Origin of the sequence: Arthrobacter sp. OAP107 (assembly GCF_040546765.1) — a bacterium.
GTDB lineage: Bacteria > Actinomycetota > Actinomycetes > Actinomycetales > Micrococcaceae > Arthrobacter.
Map to the genome: position 1 here is coordinate 3,213,288 of NZ_JBEPOK010000001.1, position 19,246 is coordinate 3,232,533.

General features: G+C 61.5%; 17 protein-coding genes and 1 pseudogene. 3 read left to right on the plus strand and 15 right to left on the minus strand.

Going from position 1 to position 19,246, the window contains the following annotated elements; all coding sequences use genetic code 11:
• Window positions 1-21: 21 nt before the first annotated feature.
• The 4 genes and pseudogenes from ABIE00_RS14805 to ABIE00_RS14820 all read right to left on the minus strand — a co-directional run bounded on the left by ABIE00_RS14805 (window position 22) and on the right by ABIE00_RS14820 (window position 2,266).
• Window positions 22-531: a hypothetical protein gene (locus ABIE00_RS14805; protein WP_354261494.1), complete on the minus strand. Its 510-nt coding sequence runs from the start codon at window positions 529-531 to the stop codon at window positions 22-24.
• Between the two features lie 463 nt (window positions 532-994).
• Window positions 995-1,177 (minus strand): hypothetical protein, encoded by a 183-nt coding sequence (locus ABIE00_RS14810; protein ID WP_354261496.1) that lies wholly within the window; start codon window positions 1,175-1,177, stop codon window positions 995-997.
• A gap of 263 nt (window positions 1,178-1,440) precedes the next feature.
• Window positions 1,441-1,764, minus strand: a pseudogene (locus ABIE00_RS14815) (recombinase family protein); the annotation flags it as partial.
• Window positions 1,736-2,266, minus strand: coding sequence for a recombinase family protein (locus ABIE00_RS14820; protein WP_354261498.1), 531 nt, complete (start codon window positions 2,264-2,266; stop codon window positions 1,736-1,738). The pseudogene ABIE00_RS14815 and the gene ABIE00_RS14820, both read right to left, overlap by 29 nt.
• Before the next feature lie 968 nt (window positions 2,267-3,234).
• Here ABIE00_RS14820 and mobF point away from each other — a divergent pair.
• Complete coding sequence (gene mobF / locus ABIE00_RS14825; protein ID WP_354261500.1) at window positions 3,235-6,804, plus strand: MobF family relaxase; 3,570 nt, start codon at window positions 3,235-3,237, stop codon at window positions 6,802-6,804.
• 19 nt (window positions 6,805-6,823) lie between these two features.
• The gene (locus tag ABIE00_RS14830) at window positions 6,824-7,405 is read left to right on the plus strand and encodes a hypothetical protein (RefSeq protein ID WP_354261502.1); all 582 of its coding nucleotides are present in this window, start codon (window positions 6,824-6,826) and stop codon (window positions 7,403-7,405) included.
• Window positions 7,406-7,569: 164 nt separating this feature from the next.
• Here the strand turns inward: ABIE00_RS14830 and ABIE00_RS14835 are convergent, their stop codons facing one another.
• The 10 genes from ABIE00_RS14835 to ABIE00_RS14880 form a co-directional block, all read right to left on the minus strand.
• Entirely contained in the window at window positions 7,570-7,989 is a 420-nt protein-coding gene (locus ABIE00_RS14835; protein ID WP_354261504.1) for a hypothetical protein, read from the minus strand.
• On the minus strand, window positions 7,971-8,384 hold the full coding sequence (locus ABIE00_RS14840) for a hypothetical protein (protein WP_354261506.1): 414 nt from the start codon (window positions 8,382-8,384) through the stop codon (window positions 7,971-7,973). The genes ABIE00_RS14835 and ABIE00_RS14840 overlap by 19 nt, the downstream gene beginning before the upstream one ends.
• Window positions 8,385-8,726: 342 nt before the next feature.
• Window positions 8,727-9,236: a single-stranded DNA-binding protein gene (locus ABIE00_RS14845; protein ID WP_354261508.1), complete on the minus strand. Its 510-nt coding sequence runs from the start codon at window positions 9,234-9,236 to the stop codon at window positions 8,727-8,729.
• A gap of 60 nt (window positions 9,237-9,296) precedes the next feature.
• Complete coding sequence (locus ABIE00_RS14850) at window positions 9,297-10,421, minus strand: ArdC-like ssDNA-binding domain-containing protein (RefSeq protein WP_354261509.1); 1,125 nt, start codon at window positions 10,419-10,421, stop codon at window positions 9,297-9,299.
• Between the two features lie 120 nt (window positions 10,422-10,541).
• Window positions 10,542-11,051, minus strand: a complete 510-nt coding sequence (locus ABIE00_RS14855) for a hypothetical protein (RefSeq protein WP_354261511.1) — start codon at window positions 11,049-11,051, stop codon at window positions 10,542-10,544.
• Window positions 11,038-12,852, minus strand: coding sequence for a type IV secretory system conjugative DNA transfer family protein (locus ABIE00_RS14860; RefSeq protein WP_354261513.1), 1,815 nt, complete (start codon window positions 12,850-12,852; stop codon window positions 11,038-11,040). Before ABIE00_RS14860 ends, ABIE00_RS14855 begins: the two co-directional genes overlap by 14 nt.
• Before the next feature lie 8 nt (window positions 12,853-12,860).
• Window positions 12,861-14,315 carry a putative type IV secretion/conjugal transfer ATPase gene (locus tag ABIE00_RS14865; protein WP_354261515.1) on the minus strand — a complete coding sequence of 485 codons (1,455 nt, stop codon included), beginning with the start codon at window positions 14,313-14,315 and terminating at the stop codon, window positions 12,861-12,863.
• Window positions 14,312-15,817: an SCO6880 family protein gene (locus tag ABIE00_RS14870; RefSeq protein WP_354261517.1), complete on the minus strand. Its 1,506-nt coding sequence runs from the start codon at window positions 15,815-15,817 to the stop codon at window positions 14,312-14,314. Before ABIE00_RS14870 ends, ABIE00_RS14865 begins: the two co-directional genes overlap by 4 nt.
• Entirely contained in the window at window positions 15,810-17,213 is a 1,404-nt protein-coding gene (locus ABIE00_RS14875) for a type IV secretion system protein (protein WP_354261519.1), read from the minus strand. Before ABIE00_RS14875 ends, ABIE00_RS14870 begins: the two co-directional genes overlap by 8 nt.
• 12 nt (window positions 17,214-17,225) lie before the next feature.
• Complete coding sequence (locus ABIE00_RS14880) at window positions 17,226-17,513, minus strand: hypothetical protein (RefSeq protein WP_307027158.1); 288 nt, start codon at window positions 17,511-17,513, stop codon at window positions 17,226-17,228.
• Between the two features lie 195 nt (window positions 17,514-17,708).
• Between ABIE00_RS14880 and ABIE00_RS14885 the strand changes: the two genes are divergently transcribed.
• A complete protein-coding gene (locus tag ABIE00_RS14885; RefSeq protein ID WP_354261521.1) occupies window positions 17,709-17,993 on the plus strand; it encodes a hypothetical protein in 285 nt (94 codons plus the stop codon).
• Window positions 17,994-18,139: 146 nt separating this feature from the next.
• Here ABIE00_RS14885 and ABIE00_RS14890 read toward each other — a convergent pair whose 3' ends face one another.
• Window positions 18,140-19,165 (minus strand): AlbA family DNA-binding domain-containing protein, encoded by a 1,026-nt coding sequence (locus ABIE00_RS14890; RefSeq protein ID WP_354261523.1) that lies wholly within the window; start codon window positions 19,163-19,165, stop codon window positions 18,140-18,142.
• Between the last annotated feature and the right edge of the window lie 81 nt (window positions 19,166-19,246).

Here is a 19,246-nt window from a genome sequence, read left to right on the forward strand (position 1 = left end):
GGAATTAGGATTCCTCACCCATTACTGGAAATCCGAAGCATATTCATAGTCGGGAAGGTAATAGCAGTCAGACATCGAGTGCATTTCAAGCGTGTTTGGTGAGCTCTCATCAAAGGACAGGAAAATATACGCACCGTCCGCATGGGCAAGCTCAAGCCGATCAACACCATTGGTGAAATGGTTATCACCAGGTGCCCATCCCTCGGCTGCCATGTGGTTCTTGATGTCATCAAGAAGTCGAGCCTGGTCCTGCCTGCCGCTGAGGTCGATCCATCTCATCTCGCTCAACCGCCACTCCCCGTCGTGACTGTCGTCCTTGGGCCGCGCACAGCTTGATAGCTCGTCAAGGTTAGCCGAGGTACGGACCGAGGCTTCTGGAAACATTGCCCCGATGTCATCCACCGCGGAGCGGATCATGGGTTTGACCTCCCTCAGGGTTTCGCTCTGGTCGGTACGCTGTCCTGGCGCGCAGGAGATCAGAGTTGGTACCAAGACCACTGCACAGAGGACTGCAATCAGGCCGCTTTTCATGTGTTCCTTTTCGGTGGCTAGGTGAACGCGGCCGACCTCCAGATGGAGCCCCTCCGCCGGCACTAATTCCACCGCCTTGGCCAGGCCAGTGGCATGGGCGGGTGCAGTGCGGCCGGAACGTCTTCCTTTTGTGCCGCTACGCTACAGCTGGTTCCTGCTCTCAGCGGTACTCAAAGTCAACCTGATTCTCAGCGCCACACAACGTCGCCACGCTCGTGGTTGATGTCTCTCTGTCCCTTTGCGCCCGGTTCAACGCGATTGACCCTCGGCGTCATAACGGCACGGACGACGCGCCGCTTGTCCGGCAGGCCCAGTCCCTCCCATGTCTCGCGAACAGATCCTGTAGCCATTAGTTGCAGGACGAACGGGTCTATCTCGGAGAGCTTCTCGAGCCGCTTCGTGCCGTTTTGATTTTCGGCTCGATTCTGGCCTACTGATCAATCAGCAAATCAAACCTGAGATTCTAGGCTGCCTCATTGCGCACCTTCTCCAGGTACTCCTGGTACTTCCCAATCTCGGCCAAAAGTGCCTGGCGCTCGTCGTCAGTGCCCTTGCCACGCTCTCCGAGCATTGCAAGGAAGTCGGGCCGCTCGAGTCGGGCCAACAATAGTTCGGTAACGACGGCGTCCAAGTGCGAATCACGCATTGCGACGTGGAAACCCGTCTTCCCGGGCACTCCGGTGCAGATGTACGTGTTGTAGAACGGGTAGGCAACTCACTGCCATGCTCGTCAACCGGCCTCGGCAATGGTTCCCCGGTGACCTTGTCCTTGCGCCGTCCAGCGTTCTGCTTGCCGATTCGCATCGGAGCTCCGCACGCCCCGCACGTAGCGATAGCGGTGAGCAGGTGTCGGGCGGGCCAGTCGTTCGTTCGCCTGTGTTCCGGAGGGCTTATCACGATCTGAAGTTTCTGCCAGGTGTCCAGCTCAATGAGGGTCGGCCACATAGCGTGACCGATGATCTCCCCTTGGTGCTGACGTTTGGATGCGTATGCGGGCATCATCAGCATCTGTTTGATCGCCGGAGGCGTCCAGCCAAGACCCTGACGATGGGCTTTGAAAGTTTCACGCCGTGGCGGAATTCCACGTTCGTTGAAGTCCTTGGCGATGGCATAAAAGGTCTCGCCGGCAAGGATGCGCCGTGCTGCCTCTTGCACAACTGGAGCCTCATCCTCATGGGGTTCAACCCGGAGCAGGGCGCCCGTTTCAGAATCCTTGATGCGTCGGTAGCGTATATTTTCTTGCCGTGCGGCCGGCCCTTCTCGGCGTTGGAGCGCATGTCACGTTGCAGGCGTTTGCTCGTCTTGGCGCTCTCGTATTCAGAGTCGACGGCGTCTTCCAACAGAGTTCGGCGACCGCGGGCGTTGGCCGGGTCATAGAGCCGCCCGGCGTCGTCACCCAGATGCGGATCCCGCGCTCCTCGCACGGTTCGATGAGGTCAACCCATTCCCCCGTCCGGCGTGATCCACGGCCGGACTCCCACAACCCCAGCGCACCGGCACCAAAGGCGTCTTCTTCCAGATCACTCATCAGTTGTGCAAAGCCCTCACGCGCCTGCTTGGAATACCGGCTGGCGCTTCGGTAATTGTCCCGGTATGGCCGAGGGTGAATATCCCATCCGCGTTGCGCAAGGGCGGCAGCGTTCTCGTCGTGCTGCTGATCCGGACTCTTGCCCCTGCCCGAACGGTCCTTCGATACGCGCAGATACTCTCGGATGAGGAGATTCTTCGGATCCATGGACCCGCCCTACTTGATAACTTTGTCCCCGGACACGGCCGTTAGGTGCGGCGGACCCACCGTCTTCATGACCGCTTCCAGTTCCTCGCTGAGCCCTCCTATGTCGCCCGTGACCATGCCGGGAAGCAGACCGCGGGCATCAGGGGCAAGCCAGGCGGAAGGCGCGGCAACCGCGGCCTAAGGCGGCGGGCGCCTGTGGGTCAGTTCTGCGCTGCTGCCAGCACGGCGTCTGCACGCCGTTCCGCGGCCGATCTACCGAAGCCAATGTCTTCCCCGCATCGGTTCCCAGAGATCCGAACCCGGTCGAATTCTGCCTGGGCCACCAGACGGGCGCTATTTGCTAGCCAATCAACTGCCTCACACCTCTGGCATCCAAGGCGGTCGCCGTGAGGTCACCTCACGGCGGGATCATGTCGCACGGTGAATCCGCGCCGATGAACCATCGTGATCCGGAGAGCATGCGCCGAGTGTAAGGCGCCCTTCGAGGCGAGGCGTAGTACACAACGCTTCTGTTCCGCTCGCTGTGCCGACAGGCAGCGAGATCGTCGACGGCGGCAACGCATCGCGGGGTCAGCATCGCCTCCATCCGGGGAGCCAAGTAACGAATGCGTCATCGCGGCGAAGGCACCGCGAGCGCGCCATACCGGAAGGGATGCCACACAGGCAGCAATCGAGATCCCCAACAGTCGGCTGCTGGATTCACTCCGTGCCCAACTCCGACTGCAATCTGCGAACGTCGACGACCTCAAAGCCGAGAACGCCGAGCAGCACGTCACCCTGAAGAAGCTTCGCGCCGACCTGGCAGGGTTCCAGACAACCCAGAATCGTGATGCGCAGGACTTAGTCCACCTGGCCGGCAGGTTACTGGCACTCAGTCGGGCCGCCGGCGCCGAGCTTGATCCCAGCACGAAGGAGCTATTCCGGCGCAGGGGATGGAGCAGCTCCGCACGCCGAGGACAACAGCAGTCATGACCATGTCCATCGCCCGGCTCTCGGCGCAGTCCGGGCTGAAGTACCTGTTCAAGACCACCATGATGGACGATCGACTGATCACACCCGCCGACGCCACCTCGTATTACATGAAGTCCGGAACACCTCAGGGACGGTGGATCGGCTCCGGCCTGCAGGGCATCAACCGCTCAGCAGGAGAAATGGTCACTGAATCGGATGCCAAAGCCGTCTTCGATCATGCCACCCACCCCGATCACGGAACTCCCCTGGGCCGTCCACATGGCCAACCAACGGTCGTCCAGACCAAGCATGGACAAACCGAAACACGGCACGCTGTCGTCGGATTTGACCTCACCTTCAGCGTCCCCAAGTCCGTCTCCGTCCTCTGGGCCCTGAGTCCTCGCGCGCTCCAAAACGAAATCCTCCAATGCCACCACAGCGCCGTTACTGCCACCCTGCAATGGCTCGAAGCATCGGTCATCCACACGAGGGCAGGCCGCAACGGCGTCGCCCACATCGGAACTCGCGGAGCAATAGCGGCTGCCTTCGACCACTGGGAATCTCGCGCCGGGGATCCGCAGCTACACACTCACCTCGTCATCGCCAACCGAGTTCAGCGCATCACTGACGATGCATGGGTCACCCTGGACTCACGGACGCTTTACAAAGCTGCAGTCGCCGCCAGCGAGCACTACAACGGTCTCCTCTTCGACGCCCTTCACCGGCACCTCGGTACAGAAGCAGACTTCCGCACACGTACGGCGAACACGCACAACCCCAGCCAACAACTCACGGGCGTCGACGATGCGCTGATTCGTGAGTTCTCCAACCGTTCCCGCCTCATCGATCTCGAAACCGACCGGCTCGTGGCTGAATGGACCGCTGGGCATGGCGCTCCCCCGTCCGCGACAACCGTCATCAAGCTTCGGCAGCAGGCCACCCTTTCAACTCGCACGGCTAAGGCCGAGTCAGTCACACCACTGCACCAGCTCTCAGCTCAGTGGCGCACTCGTGCAATGGCCAAGGGCTTCGAGCCAGAGCACGTGCTCGCTGCCACGGTACGACGCTCGCGCAGAGCCCCCTTCCGCGCCGCTGACTTCGCGCCGTCCTGGATCGACGCCGTAGGGTCGCTGGCACGAGAGCGTGTGGCAATGAAACGCTCCACCTGGAACCGGTGGAACCTCCTCGCTGAGGCCGAACGCGTCTGCGCCGAGATCCGCTGCCAGACTGCCGAGGACCGCAGCATCATGATCGACGCCGTGGCCACCGCAGCGGAAAGCCAGTCTGTTCCGCTCAACGAGCGCCGCTACACGGCGCCGGTCGAGGCGCAAGCCGATATCCGCTTCAACAATCAGTGCGTCTTCGATTTCCACGGCACCCTCGTCTACACGGACGTGGGAACTCTCGCGAATGAAGACGTCGTCATGGAAGCAAGGAACGACGACGGCGGCCCGGCCGTAAGCGCGACGGTCACCATGGATTCACTCTCCAGCTATAAACACCGCGGACAGCTTGAATTGCACGCTGATCAGCGTGCGGCTGCGGCCAACGTTCTGCTCAGCGGCAACCGACTCGACGCGATCGTGGGTCCTGCCGGAACTGGCAAGACCACAACCCTCGGGGCGGTCAGGGCAGCCTGGGAAACGGCGTTTGGGCCCGGCACAGTGGTTGGGCTGGCCCCGTCCGCTGCTAGTGCGGAGGTATTGGGACGCGACCTCGCGCTGGCCACCGAGAACGTCGCCAAGTGGCTTTATGAGTCCGTCGGCCAAGGAGCCGGCCACAGGGCTGCAAAGTACTTCGATGTGGAGCAACGCCTCGCCAGGAACGTGGGGAGTCATGTCTCTCAGGCCGTCCGGCTGGCACAGCAGGCCTCATGGCTCACTGCCGAGCAGGACAGGTGGCGCTTTCATGAAAACCAGCTGGTCGTCGTCGACGAAGCCTCGATGGTGTCCACGCTCCAGCTGGCAGCCCTCGTACACCAGGCGCGGGACGCCGGGGCGAAGGTGCTGCTCGTGGGCGACCCGGGACAATTGGATGCCATCGATGCCGGCGGCGTCCTTGGCTGGTTGGACCGCCAAGGCAAGACGGCGCGCCTGAGCACGATCTGGCGGTTCGAGCAGGCCTGGGAGCAAGACGCATCAATGATGCTCCGTTCGGGTGACTTCTCCGCCGTCGCCGAGTACAACTCGCACGGGCGCCTGAACCACGGCACGTACCTGGCCACGGTCGATCAGGCCTATCTCAGCTGGCAGGCGGATACTAAAGCCGGCAAGGCCTCCATCCTCATCGCGGCCGACAATGACACGGTGTCCATGCTCAACCAGCGGGCCCAGGCCGACCGGGTGATCCAGGGTGACGTAGACGCGGAAGACTCGGTCGCGGTCAGCGGCGGATCACGAGCCGGCCGGGGTGATACTGTCATCGCCCGCCGGAATGACCGCGCCGTCGTGGACAGCAGCGGAGACTTCATCCGGAACGGAACCATGCTCGACGTCGTACGTGCGGACAAGCGCGACGGCTCTCTCACCGCCGTTCGCCGGGACACGGGTGCGACACTCTACTTGAACCGCGATTACGTTGGTACCTCAGTCGAGCTGGGATATGCGACAACTGCCCACCGTTCGCAGGGGCTCACCGTGGATACCGGACACACCGTCGTCACGCAGGGGCGTCTCACACGAGAGCTGCTGTATGTGAGCATGACCCGCGGACGCACCGGGAATCACGCCTACGTCAGCGAGACCGACCCCGCGGATGACGAGCCCCTGGATCCGGCTCTGCAGCCGTCCTGGCAACAGATCCTAGGCGAGGTCCTTGCTGCCGAAGGCGCAGAAAGGACGGCGCACGAAGTCCGCGACTCGGAGAAGTTGAAAGCAGATAGCTTAGAGCGCCTAAGTGCAGAGTACGATTACCTCGCACAAATTGCAGCCGCTGAGGACCTGGCGGCACTCCTCGAGCGACACTCCCCCGGGCTAGCGTCACACCTGCAGCGCTCAGCTGCTTGGGGCACAACGGTTACAGCATGGCGTCGCTCCGTTGATGTTAGTCGGCCAAGTGCCGAGCGCGTCGTGACGAGCGCCCTCACCACCACCGACTCCGCCAAAGACGTGGCTGCCGTCATACACGCCAGGTTCCAGGAATTCTTGGCCGGGATGCCGGCCGTTGAAAACGATCCATTGGCACCGGTGAACTCCTCAAGGCGCGAGCTGACTGACTTGCTCCAGCAGGTGCAGGCCCGGATGAGGAGCAGGATGGACGACGTCGTCAGAGAGGCAGTCATGTGCGACACCGAATGGAAGCGGAACCTTCTAGAGCGCATGGGGCCGGACATCGATCACGAGGCCGCACACAACGCGATACGCCAGACAGCGATTTATCGGGACCGCTGGGGCCTTAACGATTCGCCGCTGCCGCTGGGACCCGGACCGGCAAGCTTCGAGTGGGAGCAATCGGAACAATATGCACGCATTGGCCGGATCATCAGTGAAGACTTTAACCCACCAGCCAGACGTGGTGAGGCCCCGGCATGCGCCTATGCACCGGTTAATTTGGAGGACCGCCTTATCAATGTCGGATGGCAACTCTAGACTGGGCGCGAAGGAACCCATGATTGCGAACCCAGTCCTGAAGCCGAAGCTTGCGACACCCGCACTGGTCCTGCCCAGTGTGGCCATACTCGTCGGCCTAGCTTGTCTTGCAGCGGCCGTTGCAGCGAACATGCAACCGTCGTGGGTATTACTGGTGCTGGGAGCTGCGTTCCTTCTCACTGCCACCACTGTGAGTCAAATCTGGTTGACCCGGGTACGCCATCTCCATACTTGGATGGAGAAGGCAAAGGAACAGTGGAAGAACTTTGATGAGGCAAAGCGCATTCACGGCACGACGGCAGAGATCTCCGTTTTAAGCGTTGACGCTCTTGAGCCCACAGGATCGTGGATCACCATCAAGTGGAATCGCTTTGACCACATCCAGGCAGCCTGGCTCGAGGCACTAAGTGAACCCATTTGGCCAGGCTCCGTGCTACTAATATCGCCGGATGCTGCCCAAATCATGCCGGGTGCACCGTGGCCCGCGACGTACTATGTAGTTGCTTCAGATTGTCTTGCATGGGCTCCGGAGGCGGCCAGAGAATCGTTGGCAGATACCCGATATCACGCTTCTGATCGACTCCGGCTTCCCAGGCTCTAAGGCTTCTGATTTCCTGACCGTCTGTAAGCTATCGGCTATCGTAGCCTTCGGGGCCCTTTGGGACATTCCCGATCTATGCGCACCATATCTAAAAAGAAATAGCCCCGTCACGATTGAAGTGACGGGGCTATTTCTTTTTGATCTAAAGAGACAACAGCGCCATTCTAAGCCACGGCATATTCAGAGGCAGCGGCAGCAGACATGATGTCAGATCCAGAACAATGATATGTGCGACCCGGGTTTATCCGCATCATTTCGAACCAATCGCGAACGGTCATTCCACCCACAACGTCAGCGACGTCATGAGAGGCATCGGAGGACGAATCTTCGTGGGTTACATAAACCACATGAACGCGACCGTCGAATGCTGTTGCCAGCACTATTCGAGAGGCTTTGACACGCTCCATCCGGTGAATAGCAATAATGGCAGACTCATCGGAGCCTGTAACGACCATCGGAATTTCCCCGTCCTGGTCAAGAACATTCTGCGCTTCCATATCTCTATGGAATTGGGGGTTCAGCATAAGCATAGAGACACGGCGTGCCGCATCAGCGCGGGATGAATTCATACCTTCCTGCTCCATTCAGTGATCCACTCCTCGTAGCGCGGGTAGATGTTCGCTGTAGCACTTCCGTAGGCTCTCATTACATCATCAGGCGAGTCCAAGGGGTACTTTTCGACGACTTTTGTCTCCGACACTCGGAGGTGGTGCCAGTGGTGGACGTGGTAGTTGGCATGCGACGAGCAGGCCCGTATGACATCGACGTCCTGCTTTCGGACCGATGAGTAGGTCATTAGGCCGATGCTGAAGCCGACCGGTTTATCTGCGCAGAAGGACGTACGAGTAATACCCCGAACGCGGTCTGCGTCATCGACGAACATCTTCACAGCCGGCGGCTTGTAACAGTCAGCGCATTCCTTGACGCCGTCGTCATGGACGCGAAACTGCCCACGCGTCACCTTGTCATGCTTTGCCAAACCAACTTCCCCCGCGATCCCCTGCACCCCAAGTGCAACTGCACAATTACTAAACTCTAGACCAACGCACCAAATCCTTCCCGCATGATATAGAAGGCATCTGAGCACGGCCCCGAAAGCCAGCCTTCTAGAACATGCTTGAAGTCGACGTCCTCTGGGGCCCGCTTATAGGCGGCGGACCGCCTCATGGGTGGGTGAGAGTCCGCAGATCCAAGGTTCCGCTGCCGCGTGGGTGGTGTTAACGCGTGGGTGGTGTTAAAAGGAGAGTCGGAAGGCAGCCAAGCTTGCCTTCCGACTCTTCCCTCCAGTCAGGCCACGAAATATCACGGCCCAATTCAGCGCCTAGAAGCTGATCTGATTCCCCGCCGCTTGGCCTCTGTGCGGCAAGAACACCGGACCCTTCAGTGAGACGTTGTAGGCCGGTACCTCAGGTTCTACCGGGGCCGCCTCGCGTCCGGCCTGAACCTGAGGGGCGGGCGCCGTCACTGCAGCATGCGACGACCGCTGGTACGCCGCGGTGCCGAAACGCAGATCCGGACCGATGGTGTCGGCCACGATACGGCGGGCTTCGCGGCGTTCGCCGTCCTTCTCGTAGGAGCGGAACTCCAGCTCACCTGCCACTGTGACCGGGTCACCCTTCTTCAGCGAGGTCGCAGCGTTCTCCGCCAGCGCCCGGAACGCCGACACATTGTGGAAGACGGGTTCACCGTCCTGCCAGGTGCCGTCCGCGCCCTGGACTCGCTGGTTGACGGCGACGCGCAGCTTGGCGTGAGCCACACCGCTTTCGCCTACGCTCAATTCAGGGTCGGCAACGAGGTTGCCCGCAATATTGATCGGGATCTTGGTACTCATTTCCTTGTCCTTCCACGAGCCGGTGGGACTTTCCCGCCGGACAGATAGATGCCGTCGAACTTAAGGGCCTGCCATCACCGGCCCGTCCGGGGTCGCGGGTCCTCCCAACCCGACGTATGCCGCCGTTGGACTCAACCGAGGATCCGCGTCGATGGCCGTGATCTTCCCGCCGAACCCCGGCGGGTGGGCGATTTCGAGAATTCCTTTGCTGGCGGCAGTGACACGGCCCAGCACCGATTTTGCGATGTCCACGCGTGAAACCGGACGCTTGCCGGCCCCTTCTTGGGACATCACATCCCGTTCCGCATCGAGGACGGCGTCAGCCCAACCGGCCAGATATGTTGCAGATTGGGGGCCGCGGTCGATCCCGTGTGCCTTCAGCACTGTATAGGCCACGGATTCAGCCTCTACCTCAGCCAGCCCGCGGTGGTCGGCGCTGCTGCCGTAGAGTCGCCCCAGCCCGTCATCTGGTCCGTGGAGGAGCACATGTCCGATCTCGTGTGCGAGGACTGCTGTTCGCTCTTCAGGGCTGAGCCAGGCACCAACCTGGACCCGGTGCTCGGCGAAATCCGTAAAGCCACTCGTTAGCCCGTACTGCGCCGCGGTGACATCAACCTTGAAACCGTGGCTGCTCGCCACAGTCTGGAGCGAGCTCCACAGCTCAGCAGCGTCTACCACCGAATCAGCACCGCCGCGTGGCACCAGCAGCGGGTCTCCCTCTGTCTGGGAGACATCGAAGACAGCCTGGCCCCGCCAGCCGGTGATGAGAGTCTTCTTGCCCTGGTCGACGGCGCCCTGGGGCAGCTGCCCGCCCGCAGGGATGCGCTGCAGGGTCCCGTCGGGCAGGGTCACCTGCTGGACTCGGGCGGTGCGAGGCGCGATCACCCAGAGCGCGTGTTCCCCCCTGGACACGGTCCGTCCGTGGCGGGCCCATTCCTTGTACCCGGCGACCAGGGTCGGTTCCTCGGTGCCGCGTTGGGCCATCTGCATCATGAGCAGGGCAACATTGCCGCCCGAGTACCGCCAGAGCGTTGCTGAGGCGTCGAGCAGGACCTGCCAGTGCGAGGGGGACTCCACAGCCTTCTCCAGGATTCTGTGGAGCCCTTCGGTCAAAGTGAAGATGCGCTCTTCCGGCGTCATCCGCGCACCGGATTCGCTGGTGACTGGCTGCACATCTGCCGCCATGTCACTCCATGCGTTATCTGGTTCAGGGGCCATGACAGCCGCCTTCCGTGCTTCTTGGGTTCCGCCGGGGCGATCCGGCGGATATCTATTCATGTCCTCAGTGCCGGCAACGGCCTGACTTTAGAACTCGACCCCGAGCTGATGGGGAGCGGTCTGCCACTCGATGAATTCTGGTGCGTCCGTGGGCAAAGTTCTCGGCGTTGGGTCCTTGTGGGCCTGCAAGCCGACACAGCCAGCTGTCCTTGTATGTGACCGTAGACGTTCGACAGCGTGAGGCAGCCGTTCGTGGAAGGCCAGGGGTCCGAACCCAGAATCGTCGCCGCCGTAAGAGGCCAGTTCCGCCCGTTGTAGTGCGTAGAGCTCGGCAACGATCTCGGAGTGACGCCACCAGCAATCCGGAACCACGGATGTTGTCAGCTGATAGGTGCCCACGAGCCACCGGACCCAGGCCGCCAGAGCAGCCCACGCGTTCGGGGAATGCTCTGCGGTCAGCTCCCGCCAGCGATGCGTTACGCCGGCTGGCCGGCTGGGCGGCCGGAACGCGGAGCGGAAGAGCTCCGCCGTCAGTTCATCGTCTTCCGCTCCGGCTGATGGGATCTCAAAGCGTTCGACGTCGTCACGGCTGGTCATCGCTCACCTCACCTGTTGCTTGTTGTCGCATAACATGGCCGTCCGCCAGGGCCTGTTCGACCTCCCGTTTAGACCGCCCAAGCTCGGCCGCGTCTTTTCGCTTGTGCCATTCGCGCAGGTCGAGGAGGATTGGGCGGCTGCGCCGCCCTAGCATCAGGGCGGTGCCTGCTGGCAGACGCCGGATCTCGTGGAGCGGCAGGACCGGGCTTTCTCGTATTTGTTCGCCGGTCTGACGCCCCTGCGCGGACCAGGACCGAGTGTTGAGCGTGATGCTCCGCTCCCCCAGGAGCCCGGCCAGCGAGCGCAAATCACGTTCGTCGGAGCCGCCGCCGAAAATCACCTTGATGATTGCTGAGTCCCAGATCGTAGCTGCCTCGTCGACGGACCAGCCGGTGCGCGCCTGCGAGAGGGACTGCAGGACAACAAGAGTGGAGATGCCGATACCACCGCCGTCGGAGAGAACAATGGGAAGCCCCGGCCATGGGGCCAGGTTGGCGATCTCGTCCAGGATCAGGGACAAGGGCGGGTCCAACCTGCCGCCTGGAGCAACAAACGCCATCTCACGGGCGGCGTTGTCGATGTCGTCAATCAAAGCCGACAGATAAGGCCCAGCCGCAGCGGCGCCTGCCCGGGTGCCGATCAGATAAAGTGTGCCGCAGTCCCGGATGAACCTCTTGGGATCAAATTCCTCGGATTCATCCTGGGGATCTAAGGCGGAAAGCACCTTCGGCGAGGACAGCGGGGCCACGGCAGCCGAGACACCAATCCACGAGTTGGAGGTATTTCTTGGATCGTCCTCCAGGATGCCCATCAAATCCGCCTGCCATCCCAAAGCTGCTTCCTTTCGGCTAAGGATTTCGAGCGCCTCTCGCGCCAAGACAGGGCTGGACGACCAGCGGCGAAACGCGCGGACTCCTTCACCAGACAAGGCAGCGGCGTGGAGAAGGCACTGCAGGATGATCAAAGAGCGCTTTTGCCACGCGGCGTTTTCACCCTTCATCTCGGTGTCCGCGGTGATAACCAGCGCGCGGCGGGTCGCGATGTCGGGGTTTTCACATCCGCGCACCGGTGACCAGCGGAGGGTGGACGGCAATCCGGACATTCCTTGTGGATCGAACACAGTGACCGGCCGGCCGCCGCCAGTAGCACGGGCTTTCATGGTGACGGCCAGGTTGTCAGCCCGTGTGGAGGTCGTCACCACAGCGCCCGGCGCATCGAGGATGGCGTTGATGACTACGTAAAGGCCCTTGCCTGAGCGAGGAGCACCCTGGATGACCATCGACTCTTCCGTGGAGACATGGATCGTGACGCCACGGGAACGGCCCAGCGTCCAAGCCACATCCTGGATCCGGGGCTTGGTCAGTCCGGGCCTAGTCACCTTCCCTCGTCTTCGGACAGCCCTGCTTCCAAAATCCTGCTGAATCTCAGCCCGCCGGGCGATGCCCTCGCGGTTCAGGATGTCCTGCCGCAACCATGCGCCGGATTGCTTCCATCTCCGCCAGAGCAAGACAGACCCGGCTGCGAGCGCAGCCAGTATCAGCAGCACGGGACCAACGACCCACCAGACGTCGTTTGTTCCGACGTCGCACTTCTGTGGTTCCCGAACGATCCAATCGATTCGGCCAGCGAAGAGCCCGACGGCGGCTGCAGGGTTGAATGGCGACGGTGTACTGCTGCCACAGTGCCAAGTCACGAGAAGATTTGCAGCCGCCTGAACCAGAAAGCAGAGGCAAATATAACCGGCGGTCGCTACAAGGCCAGCAGTGACCAAGGGGTTTTCGGTACCTCGACGGGAAGTCATGGGTTGCCTCAGATCATTCGGGCATCGGTGCCGAAGACTTCCAACTCATCGGTCGTCACGCGGTTCGCCACGATGAAGGACCGGTTGCCAACTTTCCAGAGTCCAACGCCCTTCGGGAGGTTCTCGACGTGCTCGCACTCGGCCTCCGACAGACCGAGTGCTTCCTTAGTCAGGCGCATGGCGTCGTGCTTCTGCCGGTAGATGATCCTGGTATCAGCTTCGGTGAGCAGGCCAAGGGCTTTTTGCCGATGGCCGCTGGTGCTGTCGCCGATTTCGTTCAGGTCAGCCACCTTGTGCATGATGAGCAGGTTCGCGATCCCGTATGTACGCGCCAGCCGCCACTGTTCACTCATTTTGGCGAGCATGTATGGGTCGGCCAGCATGCGCCAGCCTTCGTCGTATACGACAAGCCGTTTGCCGCCGTCGGGATTGGTGACGGCCGCCTCCAGCCAGGTAGCTCCGCACGCGGCTGCGAGCGCCAGCGCTTGTTCGGAGGCACCGATTAGTGCTGAAGTGTCCATGACCATCATGGGTGCGTCGGCGTCGAAGGCAACGGTGGAGGGAGCATCGAACATGCCTTCCAAATCGCCAGAGACTGTGCGCCGCAGCGAGTGGCTGACTGCCAGGCCGCCATCCTTGCCAACCAGCCCAATCGTTTCCTTGGAGGGATTAAGCAGGTGATCCAGGACCATCGGCAATGTGGGATTCGAGTTCTCTGCGACCGTCTCGGTCAGCGCCATGTCCAAGGCGGTATGCTCCACGGGGCGCAGGGGCGTACCCTGCCGCATTAGGGAGACCAACGCCACCAGAAGGTAACGACGGCGTTGACGAACCACTGCCTGCCACTGTGCCTCGGTCAGGGCACTGGACCGCGGTCCGGCGTCGAGTGGGTTAACACGCGCTGGGCGACCGGGGCCGACAGAAATGACCTTGCCGCCAACCGCGTTGGCGACGGCGACCCATTCACCTTTGGGATCGGAAGCAACGGCGGCCTTCCGCCCAAGCGTTATCGACCTGGCCACCAGGGATTTTCCGCACATGGACTTCCCGGTCCCCACCGTGCCGATGACAACGATGGACGGGCCACTGATGACGCCTTTGTCGTAAAGGATCCATGGGTCGTAGGAGAAAGCCCCCGAACCGAAGACGTCTGTGCCGATGTAGGTTCCTTCGTGGCCCAGTCCGGACTCCGTGATGAACGGGTAGGCTGCCGCAAAAGTCATGGTGGATGCGCGGTGTGGTGCCGGGCGCAGGCGGTGCGGACCCCGCAGGGAGTTCCGTTCCCGGCTCCCCCAGTCGCCGCCGCGCTCGCTGTCATCCAGCCGGGCGCCGAACTTCTCCCCCAAGGTCCTAAACAGGGCGGAGCGGTTTTCGGCGTGCGCCTCGAGCCGGGGTCGTTCCTTCGGTCCTCTTCGCTTGGTGCCTGAAGGCAGGTACTGAACGGCATGCATGGAGCGCCTCATCGCAGCCCCCTTCCGAACGGGAGAGCCCCTGCCACGAACGCCGCCCATTGTTGGCCGGCCAGTAGGCGCAATTCGACAAAGGCGCCCGCCGCGGCCGACTCCAGCTCTTGACGGTGGCGGGCAAGATCTTCAAGGGTTGTCCCAGTGATCGTCACGTACGCAGCAGGCCGAACATCGCCGTGGCCGGCGATGATCTCTTCCTCCCGCTGTGCGACTTCTTCTTCCTCAGCCTTTTGCTCGCGGGTAAGAGGCCTGTCGAAGCGCGTGTTGATCCGTCGCCGGGTCTCATGGGCTTCCTGGGCAGAGCGGATGTCTCGGAGTGCTTCAGTAGTCGGCACGGCGCGAATTACCTCAGTCACCGTATGGCGGAACTCACCGACGTAAATAAGCGGGTGAAGAAAGCCCGGAAAAACCTTCTGCCGCGGCCATTCGGCGATCCAGAACGTTTGATGGAAGCCGGTATCGGTCCGCACGTAGGTCCAGTGCTCCTCAACCGCCATGGGCGCCGCGAGGACGGTGGGAGCCAGGGAATCTGGCTCACTGTCGTGCCCTGTCAGTGTTGCGGCGACGACCGGGTGCTTGTCAGCCTTCGCTACAGCTGCAGGATCGAAGGCAGCACGAACGACGTCGAGAATGCTGCCCTCGGGCAGCCACTCTTCGACGCTGACGCTATGCGTTCCCAGGGCCGTGGTGATCGCCTCGACCTCTAGACGCAGCACCCGTTCGAGACCGACGAGCCCTCCTCCCGCCTCCCTGATCCGGCGTCGGGCCTTGGAAGTGTCCAGAACGATGGCGAGCAATAGTTCGTGACTCATCGCAGAGCCGGCCGCAGCGATCAGATCCTCGTACGAGCGTTCACCCCATGTGAGTTCTTCGGTATTGTCGGGTTGCCGCCCGACGGCGTGCTCATAAAAGTCGCGCAGGGCGGTGGCGGGATATGGGACCGTGCAGTCCTGGACGGCAATTCTGGCCACGCTGCTCCGCTGGGCGAGCCCTGCCTGCACTCTGGACCACGCCTGCACCGCCCAGGCTTTATCTTCGCCGTCCATCAGCGCGAATGACTTGGTGCTACAGCGCAGCACAGCTATTGCCTCCCCGCCACGGGAGTCCCAGATAAACGATTCCCCTCTGGAAGTGCGGCGCAGCTCCAGGTTCCCCAATCCACCGGGAAGCGCCAGCCGCCCAGCCAGGACAGGTCGCTCCGGCCGAAGTAGGAAGCGTGTCTGCTTGAGGGCAACCCTGTAAAAGAACAGCACGCCATGGCTGACCCACACCGGGTAGGGAATCCTTGAGTACTGCAGGAGTCCAAGAAGTATGAGGGCCAGCCACAACGGTCCCGAGCTGAATATGCCTACGGGTCCGTGGACTGCCGAAGCCACGCTGGCCACGAGAACACCGGCCGCGAGCAGGAGCAGTTGGTACCACTTCAGACCCATGAATAGCCCGCGTCGCTCGTACCGGGGGAATTTGACGGCCTCGAGGGCCCGTGAGTTTTCAGGCATGGTCATCCCTGTCAATCGGAGGCTTGGCGGTGGTTTGGGGACGAAGAGGAGCGGACGGTGCAGTCACCGTTGGGGAAACAGCGCTGGCGGCCGACGGCGTCGGCGTCGGATGTGACTCGCTGCGCTCGCCTTTTCGAGCAGTTGGCGAGCTGCCCAGCAACGGTCCTGGGGTTACCTCAGAAGACTCCCTCACGTCACTTCGGGCTCGCGGAAGCGGCGCCCCCTGAGGCGGCGTACCGCCGTCGAGCATTAAGGCAGTCGCGTTCCCGCCGGAAGCCCCCGTCGGCGAAGAGCCCGTTATTTGACCCGGCAACGGCACTCTTGGCGGCAGAGCGCGCGTGGGGAACTGTGTCTTGCTCGACTGGATCGGGCGACTCATGGCAGAGCGGCTGGCCAATGCCGCGAGGGTGAAGCGGCCGCCGGTCTGTCGGCTGATCTGCCGGGCGGCAAAACCGGAACTCCGGGAAAGTACGTGGCCGCCGCCAGCTGTTTGTGCGGCGGCGGCCAGCTCACCGCCGGCGAAACTAACTAGGCGCAAGGCCATCAGCGGTGCGCCGCAGGCCAAGGCCATGCCTACGACACCAGCGCTAAGTCCGGCGAATGACTTCGACTCGGCGAAGAGCTTGATGGCCACGGCCAACACGGTTGCGGCGAGAGGCTTGGCTATGAGCAGGGCGACGACGATCTCGCCCCACCTTCGTGCCCATGAATGCGTCTTCTCCCAGGGCATGAGCATGAGAGCGACAGGGGCTACGGCCGCGAGCAGGATGAGCGCGAAGGACCGAAAGATCATCGAGCACATCAGGATGAACGCGAGAATCCAGACGACGATGACGGCCATAGCCGTGACGACGGCTGCTCCCCCAGCGCCGCCACTCGATCCGGGGGCCAACGAGACGACGTTCCAGTCCCTCCCAGAGTCTTTGGGTGCTTTCTCGAAGCCGAACAGCCGCATAAACAGGACATAGGGATCCGTATCCAGGGTGTCCAAGAGCGCGGTGGCGGCGTCATCACCGACCTTGGTGAGCTGGCGAACCAGGTAAACAGCACCGGCGACCATGGGAACGGCGACGGCACCACCAACCAAAGCCCGCACCAAACGGCGCGGCTGCTGGCTGATCAGGCCCGACAATAGCTGGAGGATCATGGCAATGACGAGCGGTGTCATCATGACGACGACCCAACAGTTCGTCAGTCCCACCACGGAATCCCACTGGGAATCATCGACGTCCGAGACACCAAATGCACCAGTGATGAAGGACCAGATCCACGAAGCGACGTTCTCGAGAACGCTCGCAAAGAACGAGGTGATGGAGCTCTGGACACCGTCGTTCGCTTGGGAGACGAGACCACAGCCGGGCGGCCACCATCCATTCAGATCACACTGAACCGGCATTATCGATGCGACCTAGAACCCGAGCGGGAACGCCGTCTGGGACCACAGGATGTAGCCGTTGATGCCGCCCAGAATGGCAGCCACAGGTCCGGTCCAGAGCAAGATCATGCCGCCGCCTGACGCCAATCGCGAGGACTGGCTCAGCTTGCCCGCCAGGAGCATCGCGGCTCCGATTATCGCCACGATGGCGATCACTATGAAGGCGCCGACCAGGATGCCGCCACCGATCTGTTTGAGCGAATCAAGAAATGGGAAATCTGCGTTTGGGGTGATGCCAGGATCCACCGCTGCGAGAAACATCGGGCACTCCGTCTGTCGTTTTCCATGGGAATGAGCAGATTGGCTCACGAGTTCATGGAGGCGGTGACAGTGGGCTACATGACTAGTCGTAATTTCTGCAGATCTAGACCTAACGGTCTCTCCCAGCACTGACCCTGCAACCTCGGACGGGCCGCAAGCTGACCGTGTTCGAATATATGTTCTAAGATTGGTCTTGTGATCAAGAGTGGTTCCCCTGACGACATCGAGCGGATGATGGCCCGCTTGGACGCCAACAAGAGCCGGCCGATTGATGACCCTGCTCCGGTCAGAGACTTCCCCAAGTATGGCCGCCCGCTGGTCTATGTGAGCGGCATCTACGGTAAGGCTGTGGCGTGGACGCACACCTATGGCCTGATCGAGTGGCTGGATCCGTCCGGCAAGTACCACATGGGCTGGGCGCACTCGTCGAGCATCAAGAGGGTCACTCCTGAGGAGTGGAAAGGTAAGAGCGGCCTGTAGCGGCTACCCCTTCAGATCACGCAAGTGCACGAGAGCAAAAGGAGTGTCCCAATCGGGCTCGGGACTTCCAGGCGTCATTTTCTCCTCTGGCAGTCAAACGCCCTTGCCAATACTGGTCACTCCGCCCTTATCGGAGTCCGGAAAGATCAGTCATCGAATGGCAGTCCCGGGTGCGCAACACACCAACTCCCCGGTGTCCAGCTCTGGCTGTAGATGCCATCCAGTTCTGATACACCGACGTTGCTCGCACCGTCCCGATCCAAGACGGCGTGTATCTTGAGCGGCGATATCGAATGCAACACTTCAAGCGCAATATCTAGTTCCAGTGCGTCCGCCTGCACGAGTGACTGGGTCTGCTGGGGCGTGAGGCCGCGGACGTTCAACTGAAGCGGGACAGCCCGAGGCCCGGTCAGGGTGACGCCATCGCTGGGTCGCTGATAGCCAAAGGTTTGTGTACCTGTGGGGACAGTCGCATGCTCGCTCGGCGGTTTGATGTCCAAGTCGTACTTCTCGCCCTCAATTGTGACCTTTCCCCGCATTCCGTGTGCGGGGAGCGTGACGATGTCATGGCCGTTGTGCTCCACGTAGATCTTGATCTGGCCTGAGCACGTCAACTCTTCAGTGCTCTTACCAAGCTGTGCTGGAGGGAAGTACTCGCCATGAAGTCGTGCTTCCAAAACAACGATTTGCGGTAGACGAACCGCCGGGATCAGCAGGCGTAGTAGCTCGTCACGTCGCGCAGTCCTTGTACCCGTGCCTTCCCGCATCGGAACTTCCAAGCTTGGGTTTGGGCTGCCGGTCTTCACTACGTACGGGGCACGATCTGATGCAAATGCGACGGCAACAACGTGCTCACCATCTTCACCGACGGGGACCGAGATATGACGGACCATTTCCGGAGGAATCTGGTCGAACTTGGGCGTGATCTGCGACCACCAGTCGTGAATGTCGGTCCCCGAAACGTCGTGAATTTGTGCAGTGTTTTCATCGATGCCGATGATGTAGACTACCGGATCTCCTCCAGCACGGTTGAGGCTTCCGGCTAACTGCCGCGCCTTACTATCCTGCGGCCAGGTGCGCTTGCACTCGATGTGATCGTTTTCAACCTGTTGGCCAGCCCGGATTCGATCTACGGCGGAGATTACTCTGGCTTCAAGGTCAATTGCGCGCATGTACCAACGCTACCGAACAGCGCCGACGATTTCGGTCCTAGCGCTGACCGTGCACTAGTGATTCCTTGGTATTTTGACGAC